Source organism: Gardnerella sp. DNF00038, from assembly GCF_049262855.1.
Lineage (GTDB): Bacteria > Actinomycetota > Actinomycetes > Actinomycetales > Bifidobacteriaceae > Bifidobacterium > Bifidobacterium vaginale.
This window is the reverse complement of record NZ_CP058407.1, coordinates 615,425-637,881: the sequence shown is the minus strand read 5'-3', so window position 1 is coordinate 637,881 and position 22,457 is coordinate 615,425. Positions and strand designations below refer to the sequence as shown.

General features: G+C 41.0%; 14 protein-coding genes and 1 riboswitch. Of the genes, 7 read left to right on the top strand and 7 right to left on the bottom strand.

Going from position 1 to position 22,457, the window contains the following annotated elements:
- Positions 1-68 precede the first annotated feature (68 nt).
- Positions 69-2,444, bottom strand: a complete 2,376-nt coding sequence (gene pflB, locus HXT19_RS02395; RefSeq protein WP_004112605.1) for a formate C-acetyltransferase — start codon at positions 2,442-2,444, stop codon at positions 69-71.
- A 241-nt stretch (positions 2,445-2,685) separates the two neighbouring features.
- Entirely contained in the window at positions 2,686-4,383 is a 1,698-nt protein-coding gene (locus tag HXT19_RS02390) for an NAD+ synthase (protein ID WP_032836417.1), read from the bottom strand.
- A 308-nt stretch (positions 4,384-4,691) separates the two neighbouring features.
- Between HXT19_RS02390 and HXT19_RS02385 the strand changes: the two genes are divergently transcribed.
- The 5 genes from HXT19_RS02385 to HXT19_RS02365 all read left to right on the top strand — a co-directional run bounded on the left by HXT19_RS02385 (position 4,692) and on the right by HXT19_RS02365 (position 10,764).
- The gene (locus tag HXT19_RS02385; RefSeq protein ID WP_004112601.1) at positions 4,692-5,540 is read left to right on the top strand and encodes a MetQ/NlpA family ABC transporter substrate-binding protein; all 849 of its coding nucleotides are present in this window, start codon (positions 4,692-4,694) and stop codon (positions 5,538-5,540) included.
- A gap of 104 nt (positions 5,541-5,644) precedes the next feature.
- Entirely contained in the window at positions 5,645-6,469 is an 825-nt protein-coding gene (locus tag HXT19_RS02380) for a methionine ABC transporter ATP-binding protein (RefSeq protein WP_014554658.1), read from the top strand.
- Between the two features lie 2 nt (positions 6,470-6,471).
- Positions 6,472-7,155, top strand: a complete 684-nt coding sequence (locus tag HXT19_RS02375) for a methionine ABC transporter permease (protein WP_004112597.1) — start codon at positions 6,472-6,474, stop codon at positions 7,153-7,155.
- A 171-nt stretch (positions 7,156-7,326) separates the two neighbouring features.
- Positions 7,327-7,434, top strand: a riboswitch (TPP riboswitch).
- Positions 7,431-10,076 (top strand): phosphomethylpyrimidine synthase ThiC, encoded by a 2,646-nt coding sequence (gene thiC / locus HXT19_RS02370; RefSeq protein WP_422119738.1) that lies wholly within the window; start codon positions 7,431-7,433, stop codon positions 10,074-10,076. Its footprint overlaps the riboswitch before it by 4 nt.
- 148 nt (positions 10,077-10,224) lie before the next feature.
- The gene (locus HXT19_RS02365) at positions 10,225-10,764 is read left to right on the top strand and encodes a peptidylprolyl isomerase (RefSeq protein WP_020760232.1); all 540 of its coding nucleotides are present in this window, start codon (positions 10,225-10,227) and stop codon (positions 10,762-10,764) included.
- 103 nt (positions 10,765-10,867) lie between these two features.
- On the opposite strand, the gene HXT19_RS02360 is transcribed toward HXT19_RS02365, so the two are convergent.
- From HXT19_RS02360 to HXT19_RS02350, 3 genes are all read right to left on the bottom strand, one after another.
- Positions 10,868-13,207 (bottom strand): RelA/SpoT family protein, encoded by a 2,340-nt coding sequence (locus HXT19_RS02360; RefSeq protein ID WP_004138463.1) that lies wholly within the window; start codon positions 13,205-13,207, stop codon positions 10,868-10,870.
- A gap of 160 nt (positions 13,208-13,367) precedes the next feature.
- Positions 13,368-13,865, bottom strand: coding sequence for a dUTP diphosphatase (dut, locus tag HXT19_RS02355; protein WP_048730324.1), 498 nt, complete (start codon positions 13,863-13,865; stop codon positions 13,368-13,370).
- Positions 13,865-14,158, bottom strand: coding sequence for a DUF4193 domain-containing protein (locus HXT19_RS02350; protein ID WP_004112589.1), 294 nt, complete (start codon positions 14,156-14,158; stop codon positions 13,865-13,867). The genes dut and HXT19_RS02350 overlap by 1 nt, the downstream gene beginning before the upstream one ends.
- 205 nt (positions 14,159-14,363) lie before the next feature.
- On the opposite strand from HXT19_RS02350, the gene sepH reads away from it, so the two are divergent.
- The gene (gene sepH, locus HXT19_RS02345) at positions 14,364-15,695 is read left to right on the top strand and encodes a septation protein SepH (protein WP_422119737.1); all 1,332 of its coding nucleotides are present in this window, start codon (positions 14,364-14,366) and stop codon (positions 15,693-15,695) included.
- An 11-nt stretch (positions 15,696-15,706) separates the two neighbouring features.
- Here sepH and HXT19_RS02340 read toward each other — a convergent pair whose 3' ends face one another.
- A complete protein-coding gene (locus HXT19_RS02340) occupies positions 15,707-16,900 on the bottom strand; it encodes an alkaline phosphatase family protein (protein WP_422119751.1) in 1,194 nt (397 codons plus the stop codon).
- A 156-nt stretch (positions 16,901-17,056) separates the two neighbouring features.
- Between HXT19_RS02340 and HXT19_RS02335 the strand changes: the two genes are divergently transcribed.
- Positions 17,057-19,726 (top strand): DNA gyrase/topoisomerase IV subunit A, encoded by a 2,670-nt coding sequence (locus HXT19_RS02335; RefSeq protein WP_004118080.1) that lies wholly within the window; start codon positions 17,057-17,059, stop codon positions 19,724-19,726.
- 264 nt (positions 19,727-19,990) lie between these two features.
- Here HXT19_RS02335 and HXT19_RS02330 read toward each other — a convergent pair whose 3' ends face one another.
- A complete protein-coding gene (locus HXT19_RS02330) occupies positions 19,991-22,453 on the bottom strand; it encodes an InlB B-repeat-containing protein (protein ID WP_422119736.1) in 2,463 nt (820 codons plus the stop codon).
- Between the last annotated feature and the right edge of the window lie 4 nt (positions 22,454-22,457).

Sequence of the window (22,457 nt, the reverse complement as noted above, 5' to 3'; positions counted from 1 at the left end):
ACGTTTATTTTAAAAGCCGCCAGGAGCAAAACCTGCTCACTCCCGGCGGCATTCGCAATCAATCAGAATCAGTCAGTAACTGAACCCTGGTGGAATGTACGAGAAATAACGTCGAGCTGCTGCTCCTTAGTGAGCTTTACGAAGTTCACTGCGTAGCCAGAAACGCGAACCGTAAGGTGTGGGTACTTTTCTGGGTGCTCAACAGCGTCTTCAAGCTGTTCCTTGCGCAAAACGTTGATGTTTGCGTGGTACAAGCCGTGACCGTTGCCAGCGTCCAAAATACCAACCAAATTCGTTATACGCTCGTCTTCATCTCTTCCCAAACCATCTGGAGTAATGGTGTTGGTCAAAGAAATACCATCGAGAGCATCGTCATAGTCAATCTTGCCAACGGAGAACATGGATGGAAGCATACCGTGAGAATCCATACCATTTTCTGGGTTTGCGCCTGGAGCGTAAGGAGTGCCCTTCTTGTGGCCAGATGGGAAGGAACCAGTGTTCTTGCCGTATTCAACGTTAGAAGTAATAGTCAAGATAGACTGAGTTGGAACAGCATTACGGTACACAGGCAAACGCTTTACCTGACCCATAACAGTGCTTACAACCCACTTTGCCAAGTCATCAGCACGATCGTCATCATTACCGTAGATTGGGAACTCTCCAACCGTCTTGTAGCCAACGATTAAGTCGTCTTCTGCGCCTTCGATGTACTCATACTCATGACCTTCAGTGGTCTTAGCATCCTTGTTGTAGATTGGGTAAACCTTTGCATACTTCAAAGCAGCCAAGGAATCTGCAGCAATAGACAAGCCAGACATACCGCAGCCGAGTGTACGATAGACTTCCCTATCGTGCAAAGCCATCTCAATGGACTCGTACGCGTACTTATCATGCATATAGTGGATGATGTTCAAAGCCTCAATGTAGGTTTCGGAAAGCCATTCCAAAGCCTTCTCGTAATTGGCCTTAACCTTCTCGTAGTCAAGAGTTCCGTCGGCTTCTGGCTTGATTGGGTCAATAACACCCTTATCAATAACCTGCATGCCAGTCATTTCATCGCGGCCACCGTTAATCGCGTAAAGCAATGCCTTTGCGGAGTTAACGCGTGCAGCGAAGAACTGCATTTGCTTACCAACGCGCATTGGGGAAACGCAGCAAGCAATAGCAGCGTCATCGCCCCAGTGCTCACGAATATCTTTATCGGACTCGTACTGAATTGCAGAAGTGTCGATAGAGATTTGTGCGCAGAAACGCTTGTAGGCTTCTGGAAGCTTTGGATCCCAGAAAATAGTGATGTTTGGCTCAGGACCTGGCCCAAGATGCTCAAGAGTCAAAGTGTTGAGCAAACGGAACGAAGTCTTAGTAACAAATGTGCGACCATCATCGCTGAAGCCAGCATCGGACCAAGTTGCCCAATATGGATCTCCAGAGAAGATTGCGTCGTAATCCTTAGTACGCAAGAAGCGAACAATACGAAGCTTCATAACCAAAGCATCAATGATTTCCTGAGCATCGGTTTCGTTGATTAATCCAGCCTTCAAATCACGCTCAAAGTAGCAATCGAAGAATGCGGAAACACGTCCGAAGCTCATTGCAGCGCCATCCTGGCTCTTAACAGAAGCAAGATAGCCCATGTAAGTCCACTGAACAGCTTCCTTAGCGGTTTGAGCTGGGCGGCTCAAATCCAAGCCGTACTCGTTACCCAAGTTGATAAGCTGCTTCAAAGCCTTGATTTGCTCATCGTGCTCTTCGCGGAAGCGAATCCAATGCTCAATCTCGGTCTCAGTAAAGTCGTTGCGGTATGGAATCGAATCCTTATCGCGCTTCTTGAACTCAATAAGCATATTTACGCCGTAAAGAGCCACGCGACGATAATCACCGATAATACGACCACGACCATAAGCGTCTGGCAAACCAGTCAAAATCTTATTGTGGCGAGCAATCTTAATATTCTTGGTGTAAACACCAAACACGCCATCGTTATGAGTCTTGCGATAAACGGTGAAAATCTTCTTAATTTCTGGATCTACTTCCTTGCCGGCTTCCTTAATAGCCTGCTCAACCATTCGCCAACCACCGTTTGGCATCATAGCGCGCTTGCAAGGTTCGTCAGTTTGCAAACCGACGATTACGTTATCTACTTCTGGGCTTTCAATGTAGCCTGCTGGCATTGCGTCAATGCCTGCTGGAATATGAGTTTCAACGTCGTACACGCGGCGCTCACGCTCAACTGCCAAGTAATTGTCATCGAGATACTTCCACATATGCTTCGTTTTCTCGGTAGCATTCGCCAAGAAGGATTCGTCGCCTTCGTATGGGGTGTAGTTCTTTAAAATAAAGTCGCGTACGTCAATATCTTTTTCCCAATTGCCGCTTGTAAATCCATCCCACGCTTTTGCACGAAGATCCTCTTCGGTGAGAACGGATGCATCCACTGATGCCATATTTGACTCCTTTCGTATCCACGACGCTTCTTCACGCCGTCTTCTCTACTATGTTAAAGCAATGTTTAAACAGTACACGTCGATTTTTTACTATTTTAAAGTGAGTTACCTCACATTTTATGCTTTTATGTATTCAATTTAGTAAAAAACGCTAGTTTGAATACTCAAACTAGCGCATATGCAATATGTAGTTAATCAACGGATGCTTGCGACTTTTCCCAAGACGTATCCAAGATTTCGTCTACTCTCTAAACGCGGTTGTTACTGGAATTCGCCTATCTCTTCCAAACGCAATCGCACTAACTTTTGGCCCTAACGGATACTGCCTACGCTTCCATTCTGCGCGGTCTACAAGCCTAATAACTGTATCAACTGTGCGCTCATCAAAACCGTCTGCAAGCAAATCTGCGCGACCGTGAGCAAGCTCAATATGAGCTTCCAACACTTTATCTAGCAAATCGTATTCTGGCAAAGAATCAGAATCCTTTTGCCCTGGTCTTAGCTCTGCGCTTGGAGGCTTAATAATCGAGTTTACAGGTATAAGAATGCTATCTTTTGGAGCATTGTCTTTAGGAAAATCTTCTCTTCCTGCAATAGGTAACATTCCAAGACCTACTCCATTTTGAGCAGCACGATTTCGCCATCTAGAAAGCGCCCAAACGCGAGTCTTAAACAAATCTTTAATAGGAGCATACCCTCCTACTGCATCTCCATAAATCGTAGAATAACCGCATGCAAGCTCCGACTTATTGCCAGTAGCTAGTGCCAGCAATCCTTTTGAATTAGAGTACGCCATAACAATCACGCCTCTAACTCGCGCTTGCAAATTTTCTGCAGCAACACCTTGTAAATCAAGCTGATTTTGGAATGACTTAAAAAGTGGCTCAATGGGCTGAATATCGTAATGTGCTCCAAGTCGCTTAGCTAAATCGCAAGCGTCGTCTTTAGAACCAAGCGAAGAATACATGCTTGGCATTGAGATTCCCCAAACGTTTTGCCCTCCGCAAGCATCTGCCGCCATAGTTGCAACTAGCGCAGAGTCAATTCCGCCAGAAAGTCCTAAGCAAACTCCCTTAAATCCGTTTTTGCGCATGTAATCTCTAAGTCCCAAAACACATGCGCAATAAACTTCTTCGTCTGGGTCTAATTTTTGAGCAATCGTTGAGCACTTTTGTGCATCTAAATCTGTATTAAAATCAACAAAACTTAAGTCTTGATCAAACATTTTAGAACGCTCGATCAGGGATCCATCTGCGTTTACTACAAAACTGCCGCCATCAAAAACAAGATCATCTTGAGCACCAACTTGATTTACGTAAACAAGAGGAGCATTAAGCTCTTTTGCACGCTTTTGCGCCAGCTTTAAGCGAATATCCGTTTTGCCTTCTTCGTACGGAGAACCGTTGATTGTTACTAAAACATCAATCCCCTCTTTAGAAAGACGCGCAACTGGGCCGCCATCTTGCCAAATGTCTTCGCAAATCGCAAATCCTAATTTTGCGCCTTTAACGTTTAGAATTCCGCAATCATCTCCAGAAGAGAAAATTCTAAATTCGTCAAAAACGCCATAATTTGGTAAGAAATGCTTGTCATAAACAAGCTCCACTTTTCCATCATGAATAACAAGTAAACGATTTCTTGGCTTACCTAATTCATCGTCTACACCAACTGTTCCAACAACAACGTATAAGTCAGCTAATCCGCTATCTTTTAAGATTTTTGCAAGACTGTAAGCAGCGTCGCTAGCTGCTTTTCTAAATGTTGCACGCAAAGCAAGGTCTTCGATTGGATACCCTGTTAGTGTCATTTCTGGAAACACAACAATATCAGCGTTTCCACTACTTGCATCTTTGCAAAATCGCAATATTTCATCCGTATTTTTGCTTATGTTTCCAACGCAAGTGTCAATTTGAGCTAAAGCTAAACGCAAAGAAGTCATGTTTTTATTATAATCCATGTTGCATAAGCCGCATTGTATAAAGTCATATTGCAATAAAAGCATCCACTAAACAGAAAAATCGCAAAACGCCAATCATAAAAAACAAGCGAAAAACAAAAAATCAATCGCAAGTATAAAAAATTAATTGTCACATATCTGCCTGATTTCATTAGTATTGCTAACTCGTCATAAATTATACAAATAGAAAATAGGTAGCGAAGAAGATACAAAATCGCATATATTGATATTCCGTTGCTAAGAAACAAAACATCAACGAACAAAAAACATTAAAGGACAAGGGGAAAAATATGAAAATCACAAAGAAGAACACAAAGATTATTGCAGCTTTTACAGCACTAACTGCGATTTTGGGGCTTTCACTAAGCGCATGCGGATCTTCTGCAAATGGAGCAACTAAAGACGATAAGGTGATTAAGGTTGCAGCTTCCCCAACTCCTCACAGCGATATTTTGAACAAAGTAGTTAAGCCAATTTTGCAAAAACAAGGCTATAAGTTGGTTGTTAAGGAATTTACTGACTACGTGCAACCAAATACTGCTGTAGAAGAAGGCGAAGCAGACGCAAACTACCATCAGCATTTGCCATACTTAGATAACTTTAATAAAGAAAGAGGAACGCATATTATTTCTATTGCTGGAATCCACTTTGAACCATTTGGACTTTACCCAGGAAAGACTAAAACAATTAAGGACTTAAAAGATGGCGCAACAGTTGCGGTTCCTAGCGACCCAACCAACGAAGCTCGCGCACTTCTTCTTTTGCAAGATGCAGGTCTTCTTAAGCTAAAGAATCCAAAGGATGTTAACGCAACAAAGAAAGATATTGTTTCTAATCCAAAGAATCTAAAGTTTAAGGAAATAGACGCTGCTTTGGTTCCAACAGTTGTTAAGGACGTTGATTTAGCTGCTCTAAACGGAAACTACGCTATTCAAGCTGGATTTAACCCAACTAAAGATCCTCTTACAAGCGAAAAAGTTGGAGGCGTAGCTGCTAAGACATACGAAAACATTATTGCTGTTAAGAAAGGATCCGAAAAGCTTGCTAAGATCAAGGCTCTTGTAAAAGCGTTAAAAACAGATGCAGTTCGTGACTTTATAAAGAAAAACTACAACGGCGCTGTTTTGCCAGTTTTCTAAGATGATTGCATTGTTCTAACCTTAAGCAAATATGAGACATGTGCCTCACAAAAGCATAGAGGCACGTGCCTCATATTTGTTTTCCAAAATCAGTGAGAGATAATATGATTCAAATTGAGCATCTTTATAAAACTTACTCAAGTGGTAAGCAATCGCACGAAGCACTTAACGATATTAATTTAACTATTGAATCAGGCGAAGTATTTGGTATTTTGGGATCTTCTGGAGCTGGAAAATCATCATTAGTCAGATGCATGAACTTGTTAGAACGTCCAACATCTGGAAGAGTGCTAATAGACGGAAAAGATATTACGGACGCCAAAAATAGAGATTTATCTAAAATAAGATCGAATATTGGAATGATTTTCCAAAACTTTAGTCTTTTTCAACAGCGAACTGTGTTACAAAATGTGACTTTTCCTTTGGAACTAAACAACACTCCTAAAGAAAAAAGAGAAGAACGAGCAAAGTATTTACTCGATTTAGTTGGATTAAAAGATTTAGCAAACCGTTACCCTGTTCAGCTTTCTGGCGGACAACAGCAAAGAGTTGCAATAGCGAGAGCACTTGCTAATAATCCTTCTATAATGCTTTGTGACGAAGCAACAAGCGCCTTGGATTCAACAACTACAGCACAAATACTTGACTTGCTTAGAAGAATCAACCGAGATCTTAACGTAACACTGGTTATTATTACTCACTCGTTAGCAGTAGCAAGAAATATTTGCGATAGGGTTGCTATGATTGACGGCGGAAAAATCGTAGAGATCGGCGACACTTCAACACTTTTCAAAAATCCTCAAAGCAATATTTTAAAAACGCTTATTGCAGACGAACATGTTGAAAACCATAGGGGAACTAAATCCAATAATAGTAATTCCGAAAATGAAATAACCACTAATAGCGCAACAAACAATGGGGTGAAATAAAAATGCCAGAAAATATTTCACAATTTATAGACGAATATGGAGAACTACTTATTGAAGGCACAAAAGATACAATATCTATGACTTCAATATCTACACTATTCGCATACGTAATAGGATTACCAATAGGAGTTCTTCTTATAACAAGCGCAAAACAAGGAATACGTCCTAACTCATATTTGAATGCGGTTTTAGGTTGGATTGTAAATATTGTTCGCTCAATACCGTTTATAATCCTACTTGTTGCAATAATTCCACTTACTAGACTTATTGTTGGAACGTCTTTGGGAGTTTCTGGCGCTATTGTTCCTCTTGTTTTAACAGCTGCACCATTCGTAGCGCGAATTGTTGAGCAATCTCTTGCAGAAGTTGATGGAAGTCTTATAGAAGCTGCACAAAGTTTTGGCGCAAGCAATACGCAAATAGTATTCAAAGTATTGCTTTTTGAAAGCTTGCCTTCATTAATTCGTGGAGCGGCATTGACTTTCATTACACTTTTTGGATTCTCTGCAATGGCTGGAACTGTTGGCGCAGGCGGTCTAGGAGATATTGCAATTCGCTACGGATATCAGCGTTACCAATACGATGTTATGAGTGTTGCTGTTATTTTCTGTATTCTTCTTGTGCAAGTAGTACAAACTGTTGGAGATTTAATATCCAATAAAATCAACCATCATGAACGTCGATAATATCCAATAAAAAGTCACAAATAAAAAAGTCACAAATAAAATCCTAGTAGCGTAAGATACAGTAAAATCTATTAATCGCTTCTAGGATTTTCTATTTATCAAATGATCAACCATTCAACATGCCTACGATTTATTGAAAAGATACCAAATAATGTAGAATGTCTGAGTCACAACATTTTGCAGGGGTGCTTTCTTTTTAAAGAAGGCTGAGATAGGTGAAAAACCTGACCCTTCGAACCTGTTAGTTAATACAACGTAGGGAGCAACGATTAAGTATGACCTCAAACTATCCATACGCATCAATGCGTGACCAGTTCAACCTAAACACATGTTTTATTGCAAATCCTAAACTATGCAAAAGTCGCGCACTCACGGATATAGTTGACGACTCTTTACGCGCAGGATCAACATTTATAAGGCTTAATTGTGCGGATGAAAGCGCAAAAGAAATCACATCAATCGCACGAGATATTGCACAAATCATAGAAGATAACGATAAATGTGATTCAGTAACTTTCGTAATAGACGGAAGAGTTGACGTTGTCTGGCAGGCAAGAAATCAAGGAATTAAAGTCGATGGAGTTCATCTTGCGCAAAGCGACATGGAACCTAAAGAAACACGAGCACTTTTGGGAGAAGACGCAATAATAGGCTTGTCCGTAGAAACAGAAAGTCTTGTTAAGGTTATTAATGAACTTCCTGATGGCTGCATTGATTATATTTGTGTAACGGCAATGCATAATCCAGAAGATGGTTGCGAAAACATTACTCCAACTTATGAATTAGAACCAAATCACACTATTTTAGATGGAGCAAAGATTAATACTATTTGCTCAGCAAGCGATTTTCCAGTACTTGTTGGAGGAAGAACATCTTTAGAAGATGTTGACATGATTGCTCGCAGTAAGGCTGCAGGATTGTTTGTATCTGAAGCATTGTACGCAAGCGAAACACCAGAATCCACTATGAGTGAATTCGTGGAACGCTTTACGCACATTCGCGGCAATCAAAAGCACGGTTATGCAAAACGCGTTATAGTTCAGGAAAAAGCTGATGAGAAAGCTAACAATACGCCAAAGTTCATTAATGCTAAAGAAGCAAAAGATGCTGCAAAATTAGCAAAGCAACAGCGCGTTGATATTGCTTCTCGCGGATGTACTCAGAGGGACAAAGCTCATATTCGTAAAACTACGCCAGTTCACTTTGAATATGAATATGGTTCTTACGATTTGGAAGTGCCGTATACAGAAATTAAGCTTTCTGATACTCCAGGCGTTGGTCCTAACCCACCATTTAAGGATTACAACACAGAGGGACCTAAGTGCGATCCTAAGGAAGGCTTGGCTCCTCTTCGTCTTGATTGGATTAGAGATCGTGGCGATGTTGTTGAATATGAAGGTCGTAGTCGAAATCTTCAAGATGACGGCAAGCGAGCTATTAAGCGCGGTAAAGCTTCAAAAGAGTGGCGTGGTCGCACTCATAAGCCAATGAAGGCTGCAGATCATCCTATTACCCAAATGTGGTACGCGCGTCATGGAATTGTCACTCCAGAAATGCAGTATGTTGCTACTCGCGAAAATTGCGATGTGGAACTTGTTCGCTCTGAAGTTGCATTTGGTCGCGCTGTGATTCCTTGCAATATCAACCACCCTGAAGCAGAACCTATGATTATTGGTTCTCGCTTCTTAACTAAGCTAAACGCAAACATGGGTAATTCTGCTGTAACATCTTCTATTGACGAAGAAGTAGAAAAACTTACGTGGGCTACTAAGTGGGGCGCGGATACCGTTATGGATCTTTCCACAGGTAACGATATTCACACAACTCGCGAGTGGATTTTGCGTAACTCCCCTGTTCCGATTGGTACCGTGCCAATGTATCAAGCTTTGGAAAAAGTTGAGGATGATGCTTCTAAGCTCAGCTGGGAGCTTTTCCGCGACACTGTTATTGAACAGTGCGAGCAAGGCGTTGACTACATGACTATTCACGCAGGCGTACTTCTTCGCTACGTGCCTCTTACTGCAAACCGCGTAACTGGTATTGTTTCTCGAGGCGGCTCAATTATGGCTGAATGGTGCTTACAACACCATCAAGAAAGCTTCTTATACACTCACTTCGAAGAATTATGTGAGATTTTTGCCAAGTACGATGTCGCATTCTCTTTGGGTGACGGCTTGCGTCCAGGAAGCTTGGCTGATGCAAACGATGCTGCTCAGCTTTCCGAGCTTATGACGCTTGGTGAACTTACTAAGATTGCTTGGCAACACGATGTTCAGGTTATGATTGAAGGCCCAGGACACGTACCATTTGATACGGTACGCATGAATATTGAAATGGAGAAAGCGATTTGCCAGAATGCTCCATTCTATACTCTTGGTCCTTTAACAACCGATACTGCACCAGGATATGATCACATTACTTCCGCTATCGGCGGCGTTGAAATCGCTCGTTATGGCACAGCAATGCTTTGCTACGTCACTCCTAAAGAGCATTTAGGACTTCCTAATAAGGACGACGTTAAGCAAGGTGTTATTGCTTATAAGATTGCTTGTCACGCTGCGGATCTTGCTAAGCATCATCCGCATGCCATGGATAGAGATAACGCTATAAGCAAGGCTCGTTTCGAGTTTCGCTGGCTGGATCAGTTTAATTTAAGCTACGATCCAGATACCGCTATCGCTTTCCATGACGAAACGCTTCCAGCAGAGCCAGCAAAAATGGCTCACTTCTGTTCCATGTGTGGACCAAAATTCTGCTCAATGGCTATTTCTCAGAATATTCGCAAGCGTTTCGGTGGCGCAGCTCAACAAGAACAACTTGTTGAAGAAGCCCGCAGTCAGGCTATTGCCGAGGGTATGAAAGAGATGAGTAAAAAGTTCCAGGAATCTGGTTCAACGTTGTATCAAAGCGCTAAAGCGTAGAGTATCTATGTTTTTAAAGCTTTGATATTACGAAAATAAGGCGAGTTTGAGTAGGATTAATCTTGCATTAACTCGCCTTATTTTTTATTTGCAACAGTTTTATTTGCAACAGTTTTGAACAGTCTTTAATATATGGGAAAATCGCATTATGACACTTATCAATATGCATACGTCCGAAGGCGATATAAAGATTAATCTTTTTGACGATAAAGCGCCTATTACAGTAAAAAATTTCGTTGACTTGGCAACTGGCTCAAAAGAGTGGATGAATCCTTTTACGGGAGAAAAATCCAGCGAACCATTCTATGACGGCTTAACATTCCATCGTATTATCAAAGACTTTATGATTCAAGGCGGATGCCCTCTCGGAAACGGAATGGGTGGTCCTGGCTACGAATTTGATGATGAGATTGACCCATCTTTAAAGTTTGATAAACCGTATCTTCTTGCAATGGCAAATGCTGGAAAACAGCGAGGACGGGACGGACGCTTACATGGCACGAATGGATCTCAGTTCTTTATAACTACCGTACCAACTCCTTGGCTTGATGGTCATCACACTATTTTTGGAGAAGTAGTAGATGATGAATCTAAAGCTGTTGTAGATAAGCTCGAATCTGTTCCAACAGATAGGTCTGATGCCCCACTAGAGCCAGTTGGAATTATATCTATTGAGGTTATTAAGTAATAACATTAACTAAAATAAAGCATAAATAATATAAAATTGCAATAACAAAACTTCCAGCCAAAACATTATTTGACTGGAAGTTTTATTGTTTAGGTTTTATTGTTTAGTCGCGTTCCATTTTTCTAAGTCGCGGTTCCGCACTATCTTTTGCGCCCGTAATTCTATAAACGTCAAAAACGCCATCAATCTTACGAATTGCAGCAAGAAGAGTGTTCAAATGCTGAGGATCTGCCATTTCAAACGTAAATTGACTTGTAGCAACGCGGTCATCTCCAGTAGCAATCGTTCCCGAAAGAATATTTACACCATGATCCGAAAGAACTCGCGTAACATCCGAAAGCAAATGCTGACGATCCAAAGCTTCTACTTGAACTTTAACAAGGAACAAGCCTTTATCGCTAGTCCATTGAACAGGAATAACACGCTCCGACTGTGACTTTTGCAAATCAATCATATTCTGGCAATCCGTTCTATGAACAGAAACACCCTGATTTCTAGTTATAAAACCAACAATGTCATCTCCAGGAACAGGCATGCAACAGCGAGCAAGTTTAACCCACACATCTCCAACGCCCTTTACGGAAACACCAAGAACACCATTAGATTTGCGATTACGCTCAACTCTCCTAAGCGGAAGTGCTTCTTCCTGAGCTTCTTCAGCTACTTCTTCACTACCAGCATCTTTAACAAGACGAGAAATAACGTTTTGAGTGGAAACTTGACCTTCGCCAATTGCAGCGTAAACAGCTTCTACATTAGCAGTTATATTAAGCTCTTCTGCAACACCTATTAACGCTTGTGGAGTAAGTAAAGTAGATAAAGGCAAATTACGTTTACGCATAGCTCGCGTAAGCTCGTCTTTACCCTCTTCAATCGCCTCCGAACGGCGTTCCTTGCTAAACCATTGACGAATCTTATTTCTAGCTCTAGGGCTTTTTACAAAGCTGAGCCAATCTCTTGAAGGACCAGCAGTATCAGACTTTGATGTAAGAACTTCTACAGTATCGCCATTGTTAAGCTTAGTGTCAAGTGGCACAAGCTTTCCATTTACGCGAGCGCCCATCATTCTGTGACCAACCTCAGTATGCACAGAATAAGCAAAGTCAACTGGAGTTGCATCTTGCGGAAGAGCAACAATACTTCCCTTTGGAGTAAACACGTAGACTTCCGAAGCTCCAAGATCTTGCTTTAAGGAACCCAAGAATTCGTCAGAATCTGGCGTTTCACTGGTCCAATCTGCAAGCTGCTGAATCCACTTTAAATTATCTAATTCGCTAAGCTCTTTGTTTTCTTCTTGTTCACGCTTAACATCACCTTTATCTGGCTTACTTAAAGCGCGACCAGCTTGTCCGTTTGCCTTATACTTCCAGTGAGCAGCAATACCAAATTCAGCACGCCTATGCATGTCCCATGTGCGAATCTGAATCTCCACAGGCTTTCCACCAGGACCTACAACAGTAGTGTGCAAGCTTTGATACATATTTAGCTTAGGCGTTGCTATATAGTCCTTAAAACGTCCAGGAACAGGACTCCAGCGCGCATGAACTGCACCTAATGCAGCATAACAGTCCCGAATAGAATCAACGATTATTCGCACACCTACAAGATCGTAAATATTTTCAAAATCATGTCCTCGAACAATCATCTTTTGATAGATTGAAAAATAATCTTTTGGACGCCCCTTAACAGAAGCTTTTACATGTTGCTGGTTTAAATCTTCATTGATTTCTTCTAGAATTTGACGCAAATAAACTTCACGTTGACCAGCTCTTCGAGCAACTAAAACTACTATTTCGTTATAAATTTTTGGATATAAAACTTTAAAGCTTAGCTCTTCAAGCTCTGTCTTAATTGCGTTCATACCGAGTCGATTTGCAAGAGGAGCGTAAACATCTAGAGTTTCACGAGCCTTTTTATGCGAGCTAGATGGCTTAACGTATCTCCATGTACGAGCGTTATGCAAACGATCTGCAAGTTTTACTACCAACACTCGCACATCTCGGCTCATTGCAACAACCATTTTTCTGATTGTTTCTGCCTGAGCGCTTTCTCCATATTCCATGTTTGATATTTTTGTAACACCGTCTACTAATCCTGCAACAGTATCACCAAAATCAGCCCTACACTCTTCTAGCGTATAATCAGTATCTTCAACAGTATCGTGCAATAATCCTGCAGCAACAACTATAGGACCCATTCCTAGGTCAGCTAAAATCTGAGCAACAGCAAGAGGATGAATAATATATGGTTCGCCGGATTTACGCCTTTGACCAGTATGCTGTTTTACGGCTCTAGCATAAGCTTTGTGCAAAATCTCCATATTCTCATCGGGATGATGCCACTTACACATTCGCAATATTGGGCACAATGGGTCTCGCATATCTTCGCTAATTTCACATCCGAGCATGTTAGCGCCCTTAATGTCGTCTTGATTTTCACCCATCGAATATCACCTCCCGATCTATAGTTACTATCCTACCTTGTAAAACAAGCTAAATCATACAATAATCTACATGTCTAATATTAAACACAATAAACTTAACATTAAATACAATAAATCCGACTCAGTCTAATAAACTTAGCTCTGGCCGGATTTATGTAATTTATTGCACTCCAGTAGATCCAAATCCTTTTGTAGATCTATCTGATCCTGGAAGCTTATTTGCTTCAATAAAATTAGCTTCAACATAACGTTGAATAACTAGTTGAGCTATACGATCTCCACGATGGAACTGCACAGTATTGTTCGGATCCATATTTATCAACGGAACCTTAATTTCACCGCGATACCCAGCATCCACGGTTCCTGGCGCGTTAAGAACTGTAACACCTTGTTTTACAGCGAGACCAGAACGCGGATGAACTAGAGCAACGTATCCAGCTGGCAAAGCTATAGCAACACCAGTTGGAACCAGAGCACGTTCAAATGGGAGCAAAGTCACATCTTGCGTAGTTCGTAAATCCGCCCCAGCATCTCCAGCATGAGCGTAAGAAATATGTTCCATAGCAGGCTGATTACTATCAGTATCATTCAAATTATCCAAATACTTGATAAGAACTTCTACCTGTTCTGGACCAGTGTAGGTCTCGTCATAAGACATTAGGCTGCGCACTCCTTACAAACTGGCTGACCATCTTGAGACATTTGTGCAAGCTGACTACGATGCTTTACGAGGAAACACTCTGAGCAAATAAATTCATCACCCTGCATTGGTATTACTGTAACAGACGCATCTTCATTGCTTAAATCTGCACCTGGCAACTCGTAATCTTCTGCAATAGCATTCTCATCATCGTCTATATCGTTAGCAGAGCTTTGTGAACCCTTACTCAACGCTTCCAATGACTCCTCGTCTTCGTCTTTACTACGAGGAGAATCATAATCCTGTGCCATTATGGTCCTTTCGTTTTTAAAACTACTTACTAAATCTACTTTTATACTTTTAGCTATCTAATAAAAGCTACCTACGCGCATAGCATACATGAAAGCTACCCCGCATAGAATACTCGCTTTTTTATTCATAGAAAATGGCAAAGAAGGCAGACTATGGACTAAAGTATGTTATAAGTAGCGTTAAAAGCGAGGAAAGTGGTGCACAATGCTTGAAAATCCGCCAAAAGAGGCGAGTTTCGATCATGTGGATAATAATGGCGATTTAATTTTTATTTTTGAAAACACGCCGTTAAAAATTCATGTTGACGACACGCTGGAGCGCGCGATTGCCGAATCAAAAAAACTAACAAATGTTGGTGGCGATAATCAAAACACAGTTAATTCTATTGGTAAATCTGATGATTCGCCAGCTGCTACCACGGCAACACTACCTATATCTCAGATACAAGCACTGATACGTGCTGGCGTCGATCCAGAACATGTTGCAAAGCGATATAACGTAAGCGAATCTCAAGTTAAAAGATTCTCTAGTGGCGTTGAAACAGAAAAACAGTACGCTATTGAGCAATTCTTAACAGTTCCAGCTCCAAAACAAAGCAATATGAGAACTATTTCAGATTTGATCGAACGAACTCTCGCAAAAGCACATATTGGAATGGAAACTGTAAAATGGCGTGCCACAAGACGCGGACTTGAACCATGGCTTATAACAGCAGAGTTCAACACTGCTACTCGAACAATAAAAGCAGAGTGGACTTGGAATATGCACGACAACTCTATTACGTGCGCAAACCCTTCATCTAGATTGTTGCTTGGCGAAGAAATCATGAACAATGATTCTTCTTCTAAAAAATCACAGTTTGGAGGAGCTTATAGAGACACAGTAAGCATAAACTTCCCATTCGCAAATGATGAGCTTCCAGGAAATTCGATTCGTTCTGCAAGAATAGAACGTGCTGTGAGTCAGTGGGAATCAAGGAATAGCGTTAATCTTGCAAATGTTGCTATTCAAACAGAGGCTGCACAAAAAGAACAAAACAGCAACAATACTAATAATTCTTTAGATGGTTATACAGAAAATCCAATTCTAAGCGATTTGGTATCAAACTCTACTCCATCTAACAATCCAGATAATACAGAACAGTCTTCTGCAAACGTAAAAAACATAGAAGCCGCAGAAACTGCTGCAAATATTGCAAACTCTTCTTCTAATTCTGGAATCTATAAGTCTAAAGAAAATTCAGAAAATGAAGATAGTAGCGAAAATACGAGCGCAAACATTTCACAAGATAATTCTAGTGAAAATGCGGTAGTCGATTCTTCCAAATCTGCTTCTGCAAAAAGCAAATATGCAAATTCTAAATCAAACACTTTTGGATCAGATTCTGAAGATGCGTATGTTCAAGCAGATAAAACAGTTGCTATAGAAACTCCAAAAACTGAACCAAAACAGCATATGAACGAGCATACTAGGGCTAAGAAGAGCACGAGAGCTGCTGTTCCTAGTTGGGATGAGATTCTTTTTGGAGAGGCTTAATTTATCATAAATCAAGCTATATCAACTAAACATGGAATATCCATTTCCATGTGACTCATAGAGCCATGAACGCTTGGTAAGTTCATGGCTTTTTCTGTTTCTATCCTGGAATCCACTACAGTTACAGATGACTTTGCTTGAACAAGAACATCACCTATGACGCTTAATGCTAACGGGCTGACTTTCCCAAAAACACCATCTTTAACAGCTTGCTCTTTAGTTCTTACACGCGCTTTATCTTGCAAAACGTTAGACCATCTTAACGCAATGTCATCTGGATTTTCGCCATCTTCCGCGTAAAGCATAACAGACCTAGGCTCTCCCCCAACAAGCTTAACTCCTTTAGTAAGACGACTATCTTTTGCAATATCTATTTTCAAATCTGGATTTGATTCAATCATTCCATGGTCTGCAGTAATAACAATCAAAGTGCCTTTTTGACAATTCTTTTTTAAAAGACTCAGTTGCGCGTCTATCTGCTCAAAAGCTGAAACCCAATTCTCAGATTTCCAACCATAATTGTGACCAACTTTATCAATATCTCTAAGGTACAAATATGTTAAACCAGGCGTTTTAGTACTATTGGCAGCATTCATAATTCTTGCTCTAGGAGTTGATCCACTTATGAATTTAGCTCCCCTAAAAGCTGCTTGAGTTAGAGGAGAATCCTCAAATTTTGAAAGACTTACATGATTCGCTCTAACACCTAAATTAGAAAGCGACTCAAATATTGTAGGCTGGCGTTGCAAATCTAATGGATCTGGAGCATCCCTAAATTGGATTAATTGACATAATGCCCCCGTTTTAGGATTTTTTTGCGTGTATCCCGTCATTGCAGTAAGACCAGGGCATGTTCCAGTGCCAAAAGTTGCCATTGCTGCAACCGTAGTACTCGGAATACAAGTCTTTATTGGACGCTGATTTGCGCAATCGTTAAGAAGATAGCGCAAATAAGGAGCATGACCTTTTCTAATAGCAAGATTCCAATAGCCAAGTCCGTCTACAAGCACAACAACAGCACTCTGTGACTTCGGAAATCCAAGACTAATGCGCGCAGTATCAGGATCATTATAAACAGCTGTACTAATCGAAGCATCAATCGAAGAGCTTACTGCTGGAAGAATCGCAGACAAACGAAGATTGGAGTTACACGAATCATCAACAAAATTCAGCAAATCATCCACAGACGGAATCTCAATACTCATAAGCAACATTGTAGTCAAAACACAAACTATACAAAATCATGAATAATGCATAACAGACTATGAGTAAAATAAGCATAAAATAAGCATTTAATAAAGTTTTGTGCACATAAATTGGTATTATAAAGGCTTGTAAATCACTTCAAGGAGTTCAAAACCATGCCTTCACGCAGCAAATCAGCAAAACAAACCTTCGACCCTAGAAAGGTTAAGGAAAACATTGTTGAAACGCCGCTTAACGAAGAAATGAGCAAATCATTCCTCGAATACGCATACTCGGTGATTTACGCGCGCGCATTGCCAGACGCTAGAGACGGAATGAAGCCTGTACAGCGCCGAATCGTGTATCAAATGGGAAACATGAACCTTACCCCAGAACACGCATACATGAAGTCTGCTCGCGTTGTAGGCGAAGTTATGGGAAAACTGCATCCGCATGGAGATTCCGCAATTTACGAGGCAATGGTGCGTTTGGCTCAGCCATTTTCTCTTAGACTCCCTCTGGTTGACGGTCATGGAAACTTTGGTTCCTTAGACGACGGTCCTGCAGCATCTAGGTACACGGAAGCGCGACTAGCTCCAGCAGCACTTGGAATGAATGCAGATATAAACGAAGACACTGTTGACTTTGCTCCAAACTATGACAATAAGCTAAAAGAACCAACTGTTCTGCCTGCCGCTATACCAAACTTGCTTGTAAACGGAGCTTCTGGAATCGCAGTTGGAATGGCCACAAATATGGCTACTCACAATCTTGGCGAAGTCGTAGCTGCAGCAAAATACGTTATGAAGCATCCAAATGCTACTCTAGACGATTTAATGCAAATAGTTCCAGGACCAGACTGGCCTGGCGGCGGCATAATTATTGGGCGAAGTGGAATCCGCGAAGCGTACGAAACTGGAAGAGGCGCTTTTACAACTAGATCGAAAACGCATATTGAAAACGTTACAGCGCGCAAAAAGGCGATTATTGTTACCGAATTACCATTTATGGTTGGACCAGAGCGCGTGCTCGAACGCATATCTCAAGGCATAAAAGCGCGCAAACTAGACGGAATATCTGGAGCAATAGACTTAACAGATAGACATAACGGAACGCGAATCGTAATCGAAATAAAAACAGGATTCGACCCAAACGCGGTTCTTGCGCAACTTTTTAAGCACACTCCGCTGCAAGAAAGCTTTACGATTAACAACGTTGCACTAGTTGATGGAAGACCTCACACAATGGGTCTTCGAGAGCTTCTAGACGTGTGGATTTTGCACAGAAGAACCGTTATTAGAAGGCGCAGCGAATTTAGACTAAACAAAGCCAAAGAGAGACTGCACCTTGTAGAAGGATTGCTTCTTGCAATGCTAGACATTGACGAAGTAATTCAAGTAATTAGGTCTTCCGAAGATGCAGAAACCGCAAAATCAAAGCTTATTAGCGTATTTGATTTAGACGAGATTCAAGCGCAATACATTCTTGACTTAAGACTTAGAAGACTTACAAAAATGAGTCGAATCGAGCTAGAAGGCGAAAAAAACGACTTATTGCAAAAAATAGATGAACTTAACGAGATTCTAAGCTCCGCAAGCCAGCTAGACAAAGTTGTGATTGCAGAAATGGATTACGCTGTAAAACAGTGGGATACTCCGCGCAGAACTATTCTTTTAGACGAACAAGAAGACGGCAGCTTTACGCCTGTTTGCACTAAAAACAGTAAAGAAGTTAATTCTGATTCAGCTATGGACGCAGTTATTGCAGCAAATCAATTGACAAATGCCCAGGCAGATGTTGCAGCAGCCGCAAGCGCCGCTCGTAAGTCTGGAGACACTGACGCAACCTCAGCGGCTTTGCAATTAAGCGACGAACCGTGTGCCGTAGCTTTGAGCACATCTGGGCTTATAGCAAGAACTAGTGTTGAAACATTCAATAGATGGCAATCACATTCTTCAAATATCTTTGACACTCCATGCTTAAACGTGTTTACTACTACTACGCGAGCAACATACGCTTTAATAACATCCGCAGGGCGATTAGTAATAGCGCATGTTGCAGACTTGCCACATTTAAATCAAGGAGATGAAAACGTTTCGGAATCTCTTTCCAATGGTGTTAAAGCAAGCGAATTATTAACTTCTACTCAAAGCACAGACCCAATTAGAGGAGAGAAAGTCGTAGCTGCTATTGCGTTGAGCGAATCTGATTCTAAAACTCCTCTCGCAATCGGAACAAAGAATGGCGTTGTAAAACGATGGAATTTTGAATCACCAACAACAATGGATTCTTGGAGCATTATTGACTTAAAAGACAACGATTCAGTAATTAATGCAGCACTTGCTAATGATGAAGATAGGCTTGTGTTTATAAGCAGCGATTCTTCCCTACTTACATTCGATGCAAAGCAAGTGCGTGCGCAGGGGCGAAGCTCTGCAGGAATGGCAGGAATTAGGCTTAATGAAGGATGCACTGTTTCTGCTTTTGCTGTAGTTGCTAAAAATGATGTTGAATGGAATTACGAAGAGGGCGAAAATGGTCTATTTTCTGCTTCTGGAAGCGTAGTATTCACTCTTGCTGGAGATAGCGACGCGCTTGCTGGAACAGAAAACGGAGCTGCAAAGATTACGCCGCTAGAAATGTACCCTACAAAGGGTCGCGGCACCGGAGGCGTGCGATCACAGCGATTCCTTAAGGGGCAAAACACGATTTTGGCAGCATACGTTGGAAACTATCCGCTTTACGCGACTACACAACGTGGAGCGAACGTAGAGCTACCTAAGCCAGATATGCGAAGAGACGCTTCAGGAACCGAGTTAGTTTCCCCAATTGCGCATATTGGGTAATCTCTTTACTGCTATAGTTGCGATTTTGTTGCTACAGTGGTAAAGAACTTGAACGATTTACGCATCATGAGGAGCCTTGGATACTTACTCTCGGCAATCTAAAAACTAATGATTCATCAAATAAAATAATCAGCAAAAACACAATAAAATCAAATTCCCCCTGCAAACAACCATACGAGTTACACAACAGGGGGAATTCTTGAATCACAATATCAACACAACATAACTAGATTCTTACATAAAATCAACCTACTACACAAATATTTAATGCTTGCGGCGAGACTTGAACATAGACAAACCAAAACCAGCAAACAAAGACACAAACAAAGCACTTATAGACATAACCAGTGAAACACCAGTATCAGGCAAATGCTTAGCAGGAGCCTTAGCATTATAAGCTTCACCAGCATCAACAGCTTTAAAACTCTGCTCAACAGAATGCCCAACTGGCTTATCCGAAGAATGAACAGGATTCAACACAGGCTGCTCAACAACAGAATACTCTGGATTCTCAGGAACAATCTCAGGAACAGGAATCCACGAATCGTCAGGAACATCAGGAACAGGCTTCGGCTCAGGTTCAGGAGTCACATCTGGCTCAGGCATAGGAGTCGGCGTTGGCGTTGGTTCAGGAGTTGGCGTTGGCGTTGGTTCAGGAGTTGGCTCAGGTGTAGGTGCAGGAGGTATTTGCGTATAAATAGCGTAAACAGTAGTATCCTCGCTTACAATTGTGGACGCAATAAACGCATCCCCAGTTCCATTTTTATCCTTATACCAACCATTAAAAGTAAAACCAGCTTTAGTAGGCTTATCAGGCATAGACTGATCAGTTAAACCATCACCACTAATAGAGAGACCTTGCTGAACTTTCACAGTAGCATACGGTTTCTTGTCATCATCATTTATAAATTTGACGGTAGCAATCTTTCTTCTCAACACAAAAGTAACAACTTTTTGAGTAGAAATTGAGTTATCCTTATGAATCGCAATATTAAATTTTGCATCAATTGTAGCGCTATTAATATCTGCTGAATTTTCTGGTTCAACAACCCACTCATAGTTTGTAGGCGCTTCAGCAGCAGACTTTACGATGTAGTTTCCAGGAGACAAATAAGCAAAACCATTGGAAAGATAACCAGCAGCTTCACTAAGCAAAGCCGTATTTTTATTTGTTATCATTGATTGTAATGCGTTTAACTCTGGAGCTGCGCTAGACTCAGATGACTTGAAATCACCAGCAATTTGCTTATCGCCAACGTAAAGTCCAAATTTCTTACCACTCTCGATCTTGTTTTGCAAATCTTTGTATCGCACAACAAGCTGAGTAGGAATTGGTCTAAATGTCACATAATAATGCTTTGTATTTAGTTGATTGTCATCTTTATCTCGAACAATACCGTAATTGAAATTTCCAGGTTTTTTGTCAGCATTTTTAGTAGTAAAAGTACCGTCTTTTGGCGTGTCTATATCATTACTGTAATACAAATAACCAGTGATTTGCGTGTTTTTAAGCTCTTCCATAGTTGGGCGCTTAATAGAATCTTTCTTGGGATCGCCTTCGTAGCTTAGAAGAGGCGTATACATATTTCTGACAACCTGATTATTACCAAACCTAACTTTGGAAATATTTTTCGCGTCAGACAAATCGGATAAATCCAACTTGGTAAACGGTTTAGTAGAGAACCTATCAGCTTCACCAGAACTACGTTGTGGAAGATCATCATTCCCTTTAATGTTTGCTGCCTTGCGATATTGCAAATCATCTACAAAGTGAAATTGCGCGCCACATTCAGGTAAAAAGGCGACATATCCAAAAATTCCAGATGAGTCTTCATGATTAAATCCTTCATAGCCAAAAATAGCTTCATGAGTGTTGTCACCCTCCATAACAACATGAATAAACGTTTGGTTCTTTCTCATATATACTGTGATATTTGTCTTATCAGCCAAATTGGATCCAATAAGCTTCCCATTTACCTCGAGCCTGTATGAGATCTTATTGTCGGGAGCTTTATTAAAGTCAAAATCTGCTGATCCATCTGGATTTTTTAGCTCGCGGGATGATCTGTATGGGTAAAATTGACCATCGGCAGTATATACACTTTCTTTATCAACCCGCGGGAAAAATATGAATGTATCAACTCTTCCAAGCCTGCCATTATATGTATTGATAATCTCATTAATACTTCTAGTATCGCCAGATGCTTGACCATTCTCTACAGAAAATTTCTTGCCATAAGGCGTATAAAAAATCTTTTGAATAGAAGGCAGAGGTCTAACAGATGTTGTTTTATCCTGCAGCTCTTTGACTTCAGCAGGTGTAATAACATTCGGGAACGGATTGGTTACATTCTTGTCATTACTAAAATCATATATGCCATCTTTATTAGGCTTAACTTCGCTTTTCTTCTCGCCATTATTTGTAGAATCTGTTGACGCCCTATCATCTTTTGCTGCTTTAACTGATTTTTGTGTACTTACTTCATCGTTTTTTGGTTTATCCGCATCAGTAGGATCATTTCTTTTATCAGCTTTGTTATCGGCAACAGAACCACTATAGTCAGAGGAAGATGTCAACCTAGTTTCACTACTGGAAGGATCAGCATTAGCAAAGTTAGATTCATGATCTTCAGAATCAGACTTCTGTTTTCTAATAATTTCTTGTGACTGTTTAGAAGCATGTGACTGCGCCAAATCGCGCGACTTTGCAGATATATCATTCTGCACATTT

Bases quoted from the DNA above. Each gene is read 5' to 3' on its own strand.
- HXT19_RS02360 (WP_004138463.1), bottom strand. From the start codon at position 13,207: ATGGGTGAAAATCAAGACGACATTAAGGGCGCTAACATGCTCGGATGT.
- sepH (WP_422119737.1), top strand. From the start codon at position 14,364: ATGCTTGAAAATCCGCCAAAAGAGGCGAGTTTCGATCATGTGGATAAT.
- HXT19_RS02365 (WP_020760232.1), top strand. From the start codon at position 10,225: ATGACACTTATCAATATGCATACGTCCGAAGGCGATATAAAGATTAAT.
- HXT19_RS02350 (WP_004112589.1), bottom strand. From the start codon at position 14,158: ATGGCACAGGATTATGATTCTCCTCGTAGTAAAGACGAAGACGAGGAG.
- HXT19_RS02375 (WP_004112597.1), top strand. From the start codon at position 6,472: ATGCCAGAAAATATTTCACAATTTATAGACGAATATGGAGAACTACTT.
- pflB (WP_004112605.1), bottom strand. From the start codon at position 2,444: ATGGCATCAGTGGATGCATCCGTTCTCACCGAAGAGGATCTTCGTGCA.
- HXT19_RS02380 (WP_014554658.1), top strand. From the start codon at position 5,645: ATGATTCAAATTGAGCATCTTTATAAAACTTACTCAAGTGGTAAGCAA.
- HXT19_RS02340 (WP_422119751.1), bottom strand. From the start codon at position 16,900: ATGAGTATTGAGATTCCGTCTGTGGATGATTTGCTGAATTTTGTTGAT.
- dut (WP_048730324.1), bottom strand. From the start codon at position 13,865: ATGTCTTATGACGAGACCTACACTGGTCCAGAACAGGTAGAAGTTCTT.
- HXT19_RS02390 (WP_032836417.1), bottom strand. From the start codon at position 4,383: ATGACTTCTTTGCGTTTAGCTTTAGCTCAAATTGACACTTGCGTTGGA.
- HXT19_RS02385 (WP_004112601.1), top strand. From the start codon at position 4,692: ATGAAAATCACAAAGAAGAACACAAAGATTATTGCAGCTTTTACAGCA.
- HXT19_RS02335 (WP_004118080.1), top strand. From the start codon at position 17,057: ATGCCTTCACGCAGCAAATCAGCAAAACAAACCTTCGACCCTAGAAAG.
- thiC (WP_422119738.1), top strand. From the start codon at position 7,431: ATGACCTCAAACTATCCATACGCATCAATGCGTGACCAGTTCAACCTA.